The sequence below is a fragment of the Flavonifractor sp. An112 genome (assembly GCF_904377885.1).
Classification (GTDB): domain Bacteria; phylum Bacillota; class Clostridia; order Oscillospirales; family Oscillospiraceae; genus Flavonifractor; species Flavonifractor avicola.
The window spans coordinates 1-11,803 of record NZ_CAJFGT010000076.1; the positions used below are offsets into that span (position 1 = coordinate 1).

The 11,803-nt window shown below is 59.6% G+C and carries 11 protein-coding genes; 3 read left to right on the plus strand and 8 right to left on the minus strand.

Annotated elements, in window-relative coordinates:
• Positions 1-373: 373 nt before the first annotated feature.
• The gene (locus IHN22_RS10620) at positions 374-1,486 is read right to left on the minus strand and encodes a 5-bromo-4-chloroindolyl phosphate hydrolysis family protein (protein ID WP_087329349.1); all 1,113 of its coding nucleotides are present in this window, start codon (positions 1,484-1,486) and stop codon (positions 374-376) included.
• Positions 1,487-1,849: 363 nt separating this feature from the next.
• Between IHN22_RS10620 and IHN22_RS10625 the strand changes: the two genes are divergently transcribed.
• The 3 genes from IHN22_RS10625 to IHN22_RS10635 all read left to right on the plus strand — a co-directional run bounded on the left by IHN22_RS10625 (position 1,850) and on the right by IHN22_RS10635 (position 5,314).
• Positions 1,850-3,757 (plus strand): VanW family protein, encoded by a 1,908-nt coding sequence (locus IHN22_RS10625; RefSeq protein ID WP_191435255.1) that lies wholly within the window; start codon positions 1,850-1,852, stop codon positions 3,755-3,757.
• A 75-nt stretch (positions 3,758-3,832) separates the two neighbouring features.
• A complete protein-coding gene (locus IHN22_RS10630; RefSeq protein WP_087269249.1) occupies positions 3,833-4,510 on the plus strand; it encodes a DUF2461 domain-containing protein in 678 nt (225 codons plus the stop codon).
• Positions 4,511-4,588: 78 nt separating this feature from the next.
• Positions 4,589-5,314 (plus strand): polysaccharide deacetylase family protein, encoded by a 726-nt coding sequence (locus IHN22_RS10635; protein ID WP_300986425.1) that lies wholly within the window; start codon positions 4,589-4,591, stop codon positions 5,312-5,314.
• Positions 5,315-5,355: 41 nt separating this feature from the next.
• Here IHN22_RS10635 and IHN22_RS10640 read toward each other — a convergent pair whose 3' ends face one another.
• From IHN22_RS10640 to IHN22_RS10670, 7 genes are all read right to left on the minus strand, one after another.
• Entirely contained in the window at positions 5,356-6,741 is a 1,386-nt protein-coding gene (locus tag IHN22_RS10640; protein ID WP_087328956.1) for a sodium-dependent transporter, read from the minus strand.
• Between the two features lie 302 nt (positions 6,742-7,043).
• The gene (locus IHN22_RS10645) at positions 7,044-7,292 is read right to left on the minus strand and encodes a DUF6514 family protein (RefSeq protein ID WP_191435259.1); all 249 of its coding nucleotides are present in this window, start codon (positions 7,290-7,292) and stop codon (positions 7,044-7,046) included.
• Positions 7,293-7,397: 105 nt separating this feature from the next.
• On the minus strand, positions 7,398-8,273 hold the full coding sequence (locus IHN22_RS10650; RefSeq protein WP_191435261.1) for a DMT family transporter: 876 nt from the start codon (positions 8,271-8,273) through the stop codon (positions 7,398-7,400).
• A gap of 137 nt (positions 8,274-8,410) precedes the next feature.
• Positions 8,411-9,514 carry an acryloyl-CoA reductase electron transfer subunit beta gene (gene acrA, locus IHN22_RS10655; protein ID WP_087398404.1) on the minus strand — a complete coding sequence of 368 codons (1,104 nt, stop codon included), beginning with the start codon at positions 9,512-9,514 and terminating at the stop codon, positions 8,411-8,413.
• A 19-nt stretch (positions 9,515-9,533) separates the two neighbouring features.
• Positions 9,534-10,334 carry an acryloyl-CoA reductase electron transfer subunit gamma gene (gene acrB, locus IHN22_RS10660; RefSeq protein WP_191435263.1) on the minus strand — a complete coding sequence of 267 codons (801 nt, stop codon included), beginning with the start codon at positions 10,332-10,334 and terminating at the stop codon, positions 9,534-9,536.
• A 23-nt stretch (positions 10,335-10,357) separates the two neighbouring features.
• Complete coding sequence (locus IHN22_RS10665) at positions 10,358-11,518, minus strand: acyl-CoA dehydrogenase (protein ID WP_087328950.1); 1,161 nt, start codon at positions 11,516-11,518, stop codon at positions 10,358-10,360.
• A 95-nt stretch (positions 11,519-11,613) separates the two neighbouring features.
• A partial coding sequence (locus IHN22_RS10670; RefSeq protein WP_300986432.1) for a 3-hydroxyacyl-CoA dehydrogenase family protein occupies positions 11,614-11,803 on the minus strand: 190 nt, incomplete at its 5' end.

An 11,803-nucleotide genomic window follows, 5' to 3' on the forward strand; every position in this document is an offset into this window, starting at 1 on the left:
ACCTATGTGGGCAAGGGTACCACCACCCTGACCTGCACCGTGGACGGCCAGACTCTGACCTGCACCGTACGCTGTACCTGATTCAAATAACAAGGAAGCCCCGGACGGCGATGCCGTCCGGGGCTTCCTTTGTTTGTTTGGAGGATTCCATCTGTATCTCATCACTCGGCAGCGCCAGGTGTTGTTTTTGGTCTGCCCCCACAGCCGGGGGGCAGTCACAAGGGCGGGCCGGTCTGTTGAACGCGCTCTGGATGGCATTTGTCCTCCGCACGCTCCCGGCGCGGCGCCCTTGCCTTCTTGCTTGGCTGTGCTTATAAGATACCACAGCCGCCCTGTCGAGTGATGGATAATTTTTGGACCTTATGTAAACGTTTTATGAAGTACCCTTCTGTCCGAAGTCCATGCCGCCGGACAGGCCGTCCTTCTCCAGCATCCGCTCCAGCACCTCCACGTCGGCGGTGATGTCCATGGTGTCCACCTCAAAGAGGCGGTCCAACTGCTTCTCGAAGCCGTCCACCACCTTGTCCATCATACCCTCGATGCGGGCCTTGGCAGTACGGATGTTCTCTCCCTCCACACCCTGGTCCTCCATACGGGCGTAGGCCTTAAGGATCTTCAGGGTGGTGGGCAGATAGTAGTTGAGGAAGGAGCGCAGCTGCCCCTCCTTGCTGGGATTCTGTTTTACATAGCCATAGATCTTGCTGGTGATCTCCCCGATCCGGTCAATCTTGCGGCTCATCTCGGGGTCGTCGATGTCGTCGTTGAGGCGGCGGATCTCCCGGAGTACCGCGTCGTCGTCCCGGATATCCAGGGGTTCCTCCTCTTCCGGGCTCTGGTCCTGAGTCTCTTCCGCCGATTCCGGCTCATCCTTCAGGCCCTCGTCGCTGAGGATCAGCTGATAGGAGGACATATCCAGATATCCCGCGGGCAGGATGCCCCGGTCCAGCATCTCCTGCAAATCGTTGCACGCCTTGCGCACAGGCACCGGCATGGCGTGGGCCAGCTGTACCACCGACACGCTCTCCCTCCGGCCAATGAGGGCCAGATATTTCCGGAACCGCCGGATCTTACGGGTATTGAGACTGCCCGCCAGCATAAGGGCCAGGCCACCGGCACACAGACCGATCACCGGAGACATGGCTGCCAGCGACAGAGGGAAGCCCATGATGCTGCTCACCACCGGCAGTCCCGCCGCGGTGGCAATGCCGAAGATAACAGCCATGATAGCTCCGCCGATGGTCATGGCCTTGCCTTTCCCAAGGCCCAGCCCTCTGCCCGCCGCCCCTGCGGGTGGGGTATGAAATCCCTGTGTACCAGGACTGGGCCCCAGATAAGGAAACTGCGGTCTGCGGCCCAGCGCGTTCAGCTTGCGGAACAGCAGGATCAGTCCCACAAACCACAGCGGACTGATCAACAGGATCAGCGTCACGATCCAGGAACCCAGATCCCCGTTCCCGTCCGGACGTCTGTATCGGTCATATGACATGGATACCGCCCCTTTTGCTCTCTAAAGTCAAAAAATGTTGTCATTCCATCACAAAAGTGTCAAAGTTTCGCTGGATATGATCCGCTGGACGGGCCATGCTGTAATAGCGGACAATCGCCGATATGATCCGCCGTCCAGGTGCATATAATCATACACTGAATCCGCTTTTCTGTAAAGCGATTTCCGCCGCCGGACCATGTAACCAATCTGTAATTGCTTTTCTCATAGGAAACACCTATAATATGGGTTACTGAATCATTTTTGATGCAGCCCGGCAGTTTCTGCTGTCTTTCTGGTAACGATCTGCCGGATTTTCTGCCCAGGCCTCAGGCCGGGCAATTATACGAGTTGGAGTGATCGAATATGGCACAAACAGCGGGCAAGCGAACCGCTCAGGCCGAAAAGCCCAAGGGCGGTAAGATCGCCCTCATTGTGGCGCTGGCGGTGGTCGTCATCCTGATTGGCGGCTACCTCATTCTGTGCGCCGCCGCGGGCAGCGGCACTTTCCTGCCCAATACGACCGTCGCCGGGATCGACCTGGGCGGTCAAACCCAGGAACAGGCCCTGGATACCCTCAAAACCCAGCTGCCTGACCGGCTTTCTCAGCTCTCCGTACCCTTTGTGTGCGAGGGGCAGGAATTTACCATCCCGGGCATCGACGCCACGGTGGATGACCAGGCAATGGAATCCACCCTCCAGGAGGCCCTGGACCAGCAGTCCGGCAGCTTCTTCACTCGCGGCGCCCAGTATCTGGGGGCCATCACCGGCGGCACCCATTATTCCGTCCCCGTAACGCTGAAGGACACCCCCGCCGTTGTGAGCGAGGCGGTGAAAAAATACGCAGCCCCGGAGGCTCAAACCACTTGGGAGGTGTCCGGCGATCAGCTGGTGTTCCATAAGGGTGTCACCGGCCGCACCATCGACGTAAACGCCCTCACCGACGCCGCTGCAGAGCGCTTTACTCAGCTGCTCAACGACAGCAGCACGGAAAATACTCCTCTGGAGACCCAGGTCACCACCGCTCCTCCCCTGGACCCGGATTTTGATGCCATCCAGAAGGAGGTCACCGTGGAGGCAGCCGACGCCTACTTAGACAAGAGCACCAAGCAGATCGTGCCCTCTGTCACCGGCGTCAGCTTGGACACTGCCGCCGCCAAGTCCGCCCTGGACAGCGCGGCGGAGGGCTCCGATGTCTCCGTGCCTCTTACCAAGACTGAGCCCGAAATGACCACCGCCGACCTGGAGGCCAACCTCTTCAAGGACGTGCTGGGCCAGTCCTCCACCCGGACTGCCGGCGGCTCCTCCCGCTGGCACAATGTGGACCTGGCCTGTCAGCGGGTCAACGGCACCATTCTGCTGCCCGGCGAGACTTTCTCCTACAACGCCGTCTGCGGCCCCTATTCCCAGGCCGGCGGTTATCAGAAGGCCGGCGCCTATATCAGCGGCACCACCAAGGACACCTGGGCCGGCGGCATCTGCCAGCTGTCCTCCACCCTGTACTGGACCACGCTGAAGGCCAACCTGGAGACGGTGGAGCGCTACTGTCACCAGTTTGACGTGGGCTATCTTCCCTCCGGCATGGATGCCACCGTCTACAGCAACTCCCTGGATTTCAAATTTAAAAACGACACCGGCTATCCCATCAAGATCGAGGCCTCTCTGACCAAGAACAGCAACGGCACCCGCTACTGCAACGTGACCATCTACGGCACCAACAGCACGGGCGTTTACGGCGATCCCTACTCGGTGGTGCTGAGCACCATCTCCCCCCAGACCAAATATGAGCCCAACGCCTCCATCCCCCAGGGCTCCAAGCCCCAGAAAGATCCGGAGCGCACCGCCTACACCGGCAAGAAGGTGGCGGTGTACCAGCGTCTGCGGGACGCCAACGGCAATGTGATCAGCGAAACCCTGATCCACACCGATACTTTCTCTCACCGGGACGCCTACTACTTCTACAATCCCGCTGACGCCGCGCTTTGGGGCATCGATCCCTCCACCGGGCTGAAAACCCTTACCCCGGTGGAGCCCACACCCACACCTACGGCTACACCGTCGGCTACCCCTTCGGCCACACCCAGCGCAACGCCGTCGGCTACCCCCTCTGCCACACCTTCCGCAACACCCAGCGCAACGCCGTCGGCTACCCCCTCCGCCACACCTTCCGCAACACCCACTGCCACGCCTCCACTGGAAATCACGACCACACCCGGCCCCGGTATGCTGCCTGAGGACAGCGTACCGCCCGCATCGGAGGCCCCCGCGGCCTGACCTCAGCATCTGCCAAGGCCCCCCGCCCGGCGGGGGGCCTTGCTTGCCCAAATACGAAATGAGAAAGGAATTACTATGTTTGAAGGATTTTCCGGGGCCACCGTGGACTTTATGTGGGGCATCCGCTTCAACAATGAAAAGTCCTGGTTTGAGGCCCATAAAGAGGAGTACCTCACCCACTTCCAGCGCCCTATGAAGGAGCTGGCCAACGAGGTATACGCCCGTTTTCTGGACAAGCACCCCGACCTGGATCTGGTGTGCAAGGTCTCCCGCATCTATCGGGACGCCCGGCGGCTCTTTGGCCGTGGCCCCTACAAGGACCACCTGTGGATGAGTTTGGTTCGCCCCCATGTGGAAGCTGGCTCCGAGCCGGTGTTCTGGTTTGAACTGGAGCCGGAGGGCTGGTCCTGCGGCATGGGGTTCTGGATGGCTCCCGCGGTAACCATGGCCAAATTCCGGGCCCGGATGGACCGGGACCCCAAGCCCATGGAGCAGCTGACCCGCCGTCTCAATAAACAGGACCAGTTTATCTTGGAAGGTACGGACTACAAACGGCCCAAGGCTGCACCCTCCCCCCTGCTGCAGCCCTGGTATGATAAAAAGAGCTTTGCCATCTCCCACAGCGCCCCCCATCAGGATCTGCTGTGGAGCCATGAACTGGCCGATGTGCTGGTGGACAGTTACGAATTCCTGCTGCCCTATTACCAGTACATTCTTTCCCTCAGCGGCGATCCCGATCCCCGCCAGGCCTGACTGACAGATTTTGTGTGAAAACTTCCCCGCCGCCCTGCACATACTATGCCACACAACGGCGAAACGGGGGCGAGGGGCGTGAGTCAGCTTCAAAAGCGGTGGATGGTGGTCATTCTGGCAGTTTCTATAGTCTGTCTGACCTTCTCCCTGGGTGTCCGGCAGAGTGTGCTGTCGGTTGACGCCCCCACCCAGCTGCCTCAGCAAAAGCTCATTGCACTCACTTTTGACGACGGGCCCCGCCGCTCCACCACCACCCGTCTGCTGGACGGTCTGGCGGAGCGGGGTGTAAAAGCCACCTTCTTCCTCATTGGCCGTCAGATTGCGGACAACGAGGATGTGGTGGAGCGGATGGACCGGGAGGGACACCAGATCGGTATCCACACCTTCGACCATGTGCAGCTCACCGACTTGAACCAGACGGATTTTGACGCCCAGGTGGAGTCCACCCGCACCCTGCTGAAGAATCTGCTGGGACACAACGATTTTCTCCTCCGCCCGCCCTACGGCAAGTGGGATGAGGGCGTAAAAAAGCGGGCGGGCTGTCCCATCATCCTGTGGTCCATTGATCCGGAGGACTGGGACGACAAAAACACCGACCGGGTGGTAAACATGGTGGTAAACCAGGCCCGGGACGGCGGCATTATCCTGCTCCACGACATCTATCCAGAGTCGGTGGATGCCGCGTTGCAGATTGTGGACAAGCTCCACGCCCAGGGCTACTATTTCTGCACCATTGACCAGCTCTTTGCCGCCAGGGGACTCTCCCTGGACCCGGGTGAGGTATATTGGAATGCCTACCCATGAACAAAAAAGGACCTGCCTTACGGCAGGTCCTTTTTGCAGGTTTATGCGAATTTCTCAATGTAGCCCATGACAAAGATGATCAGTACGATGATGGGCACCACCACGGTGAAATACATCCGCAGCTTTGCGGGGAAGCGCACGCCCTTGCCCTGGTCGGCCTCGGCCAGGAAGCCGTCGAAGCCCCAGGCAATCTTCTTGGACAGGCAGCAGAACAGCAGATAGATCACGGAACCCAGGGGCAGCAGGTTGTTGCTCACCAAGAAGTCCTCAAAGTCCATGACGCCCATGCCCAGGATCTTGATACCGCTCCAGATGTTGTTGCCCAGCAGGCAGGGCAGGCTGAGCAGGAAGATAAGCACCAGGTTGATGGCCACCGCCTTACCACGGGACACCCCCCACTTGTCCATCCAGCAGGCCAGGATGTTCTCAAACACGGCGGTGATGGTGGACAGGGCGGCAAAGAACAGGAACACGAAGAACAGCGCGCCCCACAGCCGTCCGCCGGGCATGGCGTTGAACACATTGGGCAGGGTGATGAAGATCAGGTTGGAACCGGCGTCGGGATTGACGCCGAAGGCGAAGGCAGAGGGGAAGATGATCAGGCCGGACACAAAGGCCACGCAGGTATCCAGGATGCCCACGCTGATGGTCTCACCGAAGAGGCGGCGGTCCTTGCCGATGTAGCTGCCGAAGATGGCCATGGCGCCGATGCCCAGGCTCAGGGTAAAGAAGGCCTGGCCCATGGCGGCGTAGATGGCCTCACCCAGCCGGAAGTTGCCGTTGGCATCGTACATCAGGTTGTCGAAATTAGGCACCAGATAGAACTCCAGGCCCTTGATGGCCCCGGGCAGGGTGATGGCCCGGATGGCCAGGATCACCAGCAGGCAGAGCAGGCAGAGCATCATAAACTTATTGGCCTTCTCCACGCCGTTGCGCAGGCCCCGGCTGCAGATTACCATACCCAGCACCACCACAATGGCCATGAAGAGCAGCTGGATTCCAGGCTGAGACATCATGGTACCGAAGCTCTGCTCCACACCCGACTTGTCCAGTCCCTCAAATTGACCGGCAGCGATCTTGAAGAAATACATCAGCAGCCAGCCGGCAATGGTGGTATAGAACATCATCAGCAGGTAGTTGCCCGCCATACCAAACCAGCCATACCAGTGCCACTTGGTGCCCTTGGGCTCCAGTTCCTGGAAGGACACAATGATGCTTTTCCGGCTGGCCCGGCCCACAGCAAACTCCATCGCCATGATGGGCAGACCCATGGCCACCAGAAATACCAGATAGATCAGCACAAAGGCCGCGCCGCCGTACTGCCCCACGATGTAGGGAAAGCGCCAGACATTGCCCAGGCCGATGGCGCACCCGGCAGAGATGAGCACAAAGCCCAGCCGGGATGCAAAGGTCTCTCTCTCTTTCACGATTTTTCCTCCTTGGCTTGGCTGCCTGACGGCGGCCTTCTGAGCCGATTCCGTTCAATATCCGGCCTCGGCCCCGCTGGTTCCCCGGGATGAAAGGTCCTCCACAAAGAGAATTCCCGCGGCCCTCACCGCGGGAAACAAACTACTTTGCCACCTAAACAGCAGTTTTTTGTCTTTTTTCCTCTCGAACGTCTGCCCAAGCGGAGCGCAAAGCAGTTGATTCAGCAGACAATATCATAGCCGATTTTACCGGCTCTGTCAATGCAAAGCGTTACATTGATCTGCATCATTATCCATTTTTCTTACAGCCAGTCCTCCACCACATCCCGCAGCGTCACCGGCGACACCTGATTGCGCCGGACCAGCTCGGCCAACTCATCAATACGCCCGACGCTCACCGTGATATTGGGCACCGCCTGACTGTCCCCATCCGGGCCGGTCACCTTGATGCCGTAGCTCTCGCAGCAAAGACCGCCCACCGACATCTCGTCCACCAGGATGGCGTAGCGGTATCCGCAGTCCGCCGGACTCTCCAGCAGCAGTTCTCTCATTCGTCTCTCCCCTTTACGCGATTCTATGACTCAATTATACATCTTTACCATAATTTGTAAAGTTTTACCGTTCGTATTCTTTCGTCACAAATCGCCGGCAAGGGACTACTGCGTCTTGTTTTCACGCTCCGCCCAGGTATAGAGCAGTACCGCGCCCAGAATAATTGCCGCGCCCAGCAGCTGGAGGGGCGTGGGGATCTCCCCGAACAGCGGAACCGCCAAGCCGCCGGAAAAGACCGGTTCGCACAGTTTGACCGCCGACACATAGGCGGGGGACAGATATTTCAGGCACCAGCTGAACAGGCTGTGGCCCATGAGGGTACACAGCACTGCCAGGCCCAGGCCGATGAGCCACTCCCGACCCCCATAGCCCACCAGGGGGGTACCGCTGGACAGGGCCATCAGCAGCAGGGTCAGAAAGCAGGCCAGGTAGGTCAAAAAGGTGTATACCGTGGTGGAAAGGTATCCTCTCTGTATTCTTCCAATCAAAGTATACAGAGCGACAAAGAAAGCTGCGGCCAGGGCCAGCAGGTTTCCGTACAGTTGGCTGCCCTGGCCGCCGCCCGCCAGGGCCAGAATGGCGCTGCCGCCGAAGGCCAACAGGATAGCCGCCACACCCAGGGGCGGGATACGGCCCTTGAGAAAGAGGGCAAAGCCCAGGGCGGTAAAGATGACCTCCGTGCTGACCAGCACGGTGGATACCGCCACGCCTGTCCATTTGAGGGACTCAAACCAGGTGAGGAAGTGGAGGGCCAGACAAATTCCGCTGAGCGTACACAGCAGTACATCTCTCCCCCGCACCCGCTTGAGCTCCTGCCGGAACTTGGTGAGTACCGCCGGCAGCAACAGCAGTACCGTCCAGCCCAGGCGGTAGACTGCGGTGATCACCGAAGGGGCCTGGGAGTAGCGCACCAGGATGGCAGAAATAGAGACGCCCAGCACTCCCAGCAGCAATATTCCTTTGGGATGTCGTTCCCACATTGCTTTCTCCTCCAATCTTTCCCCAGTATACTCCCTCCATCCCGTCGGTGCAATCCAAAACAGCAGAAGTCTACTCAATCAATAGCATAAAAAAGGACCTGTTGCGATTGCAACAGGTCCTTTTGATGTAAGCCTTCTTACTTGGCAGCCTTGGCAGCCCGGATGGCCTCGATGAGCATGGGAGTGACCTTGTACAGGTCGCCCACGATGCCGTAGGAAGCCACGTCGAAGATGGGGGCAGACTCGTTCTTGTTCACCGCGATGATGCACTCGGAGTCCTGCATACCAGCCAGGTGCTGGATAGCGCCGGAGATACCCAGAGCAACATAGATGCGGGGATGGACGGTCTTGCCGGTCTGGCCGACCTGGTGGTCAGCACCGATCCAGCCGGCGTCCACGCAGGCACGGGAGGAGCCCACAACGCCGCCCAGGACGGAAGCCAGCTCCTCAGCCAGCTTGATGCCGCCCTCAACGTCCTTGCTGATGCCGCGGCCCACGGAGACCACCACGTCGGCGCCGATCAGGTCGACCAGCTTCTTGGCAGCCTTCTTGACCTCCAGCACCTCAACATGGATGTCGGACTTGTCCAGCTTGACGTCCACGTTCTCGATGACGGTCTTGGCAGCGCCGGCCTCGTCGTAGGGCTGGGTCTGCATCACGCCGGGACGGACGGTGGACATCTGGGGACGGAAGCGGGGGCAGATGATGGTAGCCATCAGGTGACCGCCGAAAGCAGGACGGGTCATCTTCAGGTTGGTGTTCTCCTCGAACACGGTGTTGTCCACGTCGATGGTGGAGGTGGTCTTCAGGAACTCCTTGTACTTGGCCACGTCCACATCCAGGTGGGTACAGTCGGCGGTCAGACCGGTGTGCAGCCGGGCAGCGCAGCGGGGGCCCAGGTCACGGCCGATGTTGGTGGCGCCGATGAGGAAGATCTCGGGCTTCTTGTCCTCCACCAGGTCGCAGATGACCTTGGTGTAGGCGTCGGTGGTGTAAACGTCCAGCAGCTCGTGGTTGCAGTAGTACACCTTGTCGGCGCCGTAGCCGCCCAGAGCCTTCAGGTACTCTTCCTTGATGTCCTTGCCCAGGACCACGCCGCACAGCTCCACGCCCAGATCGTTGGCCAGCTTACGGCCCTCGGAGAGGAGCTGGTAGCTGGTGGACATGATAACGCCCTCGCGCTGCTCACAGAAAACCCATACGCCCTTGAAGGCGGCGGTATCGCTACTATTGAAAGCCATTCTATTGCTCTCCTTTCGATTAGATAATGTGCTTGTCGTTGAGGATGGAGACCAGCTTCTCGACAGTCGCCTTGTCGGCGCCCTCCATCATCATACCGGCGCCCTTCACCGGGGGAGAGAAGGACTTGTACACATTCGTGGGAGAGCCCTTCAGGCCGATGGTAGTAACATCAATCAGGGGATCGTCCTTCAGAGTCTCATAGTTGTACACTTCCAGAGGCTTCTGGTAGCACTCCATGATGCCGCCGACGCTCATGTAACGGGCGTCGTTGAGCTCCTTCACGCAGGTCAGCAGGCAGGGGGTCTGGACCTTGATGGTCATGTAGCCGTCCTCCAGCAGACGCTTCACGGTGACAGTCTTGCCGTCCACGTTGATCTCGGCCACATAGGAGACCTGGGGCATACCCAGCTTCTCAGCGATCTGGGGACCGACCTGGGCGGTATCGCCGTCGATGGCCTGACGGCCGCAGAACACGATGTCATCGTCGTCCACGCCGATCTTCTTGATGGCAGCAGCCAGGATCTGAGAAGTGGCGTAAGTATCGGAACCGCCGAACTCACGGGCGGAGACCAGAACGGCCTCGTCGCAGCCCATGGCCAGCAGCTCGCGGAGCATACCCTCGGCGGGCGGGGGGCCCATGGAGACCACCACGACCTTGCAGCCGGTGGCGTCCTTGATCCGCAGAGCGGCCTCGACAGCAGCCAGGTCGTCGTGGTTGGTGATGGTAGCCATGGCGGCACGGTCCATGGTGCCGTCTTCCTTCACCGCCACCACACCGGAGGTATCCGGGACCTGCTTGACACAAACGATTGCTTTCATATCGTAACTTCCCTCCAGTTCCTTTAGTTCACGCCCAGGTTGGCAGAAATGACCATGCGCTGGACCTCGCTGGTGCCCTCGTAGATCTCAGTGATCTTGGCGTCGCGCATCATGCGCTCCACGGGGTACTCACGGGTGTAGCCGTAGCCGCCGAACAGCTGCACACAGCGGCGGGTCACGTCGCTGGCGGTCTCAGCAGCAAACAGCTTAGCCATGGCAGCGTCCATGGTGTAGGGCTCATGGTTCTGCTTCTTCATAGCGGCGGAGTAAACCAGCCACTTGGCAGCCTCAGTCTTGGCGTGCATATCAGCAAGCTGGAACTGAGTGTTCTGGAACTGGGAGATACGCTTACCGAACTGAACGCGCTCCTTGGTGTACTTGATGGTCTCCTCAATAGCGCCCTCAGCCAGGCCCAGCGCCTGGGAGGCGATGCCGATACGGCCGCCGTCCAGGGTCTTCATGGCGATGCCGAAGCCCTTCCCCTGCTTGCCCAGGAGACGGTCGGCGGGAATGGTGCAATCTTCCATAATCAGCTCGCAGGTGGAGGAGCCCTTGATGCCCATCTTCTTCTCGTGCTTGCCCACGGAGAAGCCGGGATCGGTGCGCTCCACGATGAAGGCGGAGATTTCCTTCTTCTTGCGGCCGCGCTTGTCGGTGGTGATGCCGGTGATGGCGAAAATCACAAACACGTTGGCGTAGCCGGCGTTGGTGATGAAGATCTTGGAACCGTTGAGCACCCAGTTGCCGTTCTCGTCCTTCACGGCGGTGGTCTGCTGGCCCTGGGCGTCGGTGCCGGCGCCGGGCTCGGTCAGGCCGAAGGCGCCGATCCACTCGCCGGAGCACAGCTTGGGCAGATACTTCATCTTCTGCTCCTCGGTGCCGTTCTCATAGATGGGAGCGCAGCACAGAGAGGTGTGGGCGGAAATGATAACGCCGGTGGTACCACAGACCTTGCTCATCTCCTCGACGGCCATGACGTAGGACAGAACGTCCGCGCCGGCGCCGCCATACTCCTTGGGGAAATAGATGCCCATCATACCCAGCTTGGCCATCTTCTTGACGGTCTCCTCGGGGAACGCCTCGTTCTCGTCCACCCACTCGGCCAGGGGCTTGACTTCGTTTTCGGCAAAGTCACGGTACATCTTACGGAGCATTTCCTGCTCTTTGGAAAGGTGCAGATCCATTTGTTGCCTTCCTCCTAGATATGTATTTCAAAACGGCGGGCGGGAGTGTTTTGGGCTCCCGCCCGTCGCTTCGTGCGTGATAAAACGCAGGGATATTACTTCTTGCTGTAATCGTAGAAGCCGATGCCGGTCTTGCGGCCCAGCTTGCCGGCCCGGACCATCTTCCGCAGCAGCAGGGAGGCACGATACTTGGGATCGTGGGTCTCGTTGTACAGGGTGTCCATGATGGCCAGGCACACGTCCAGGCCCACCAGATCGCCCAGAGCCAGGGGGCCCATGGGGTGG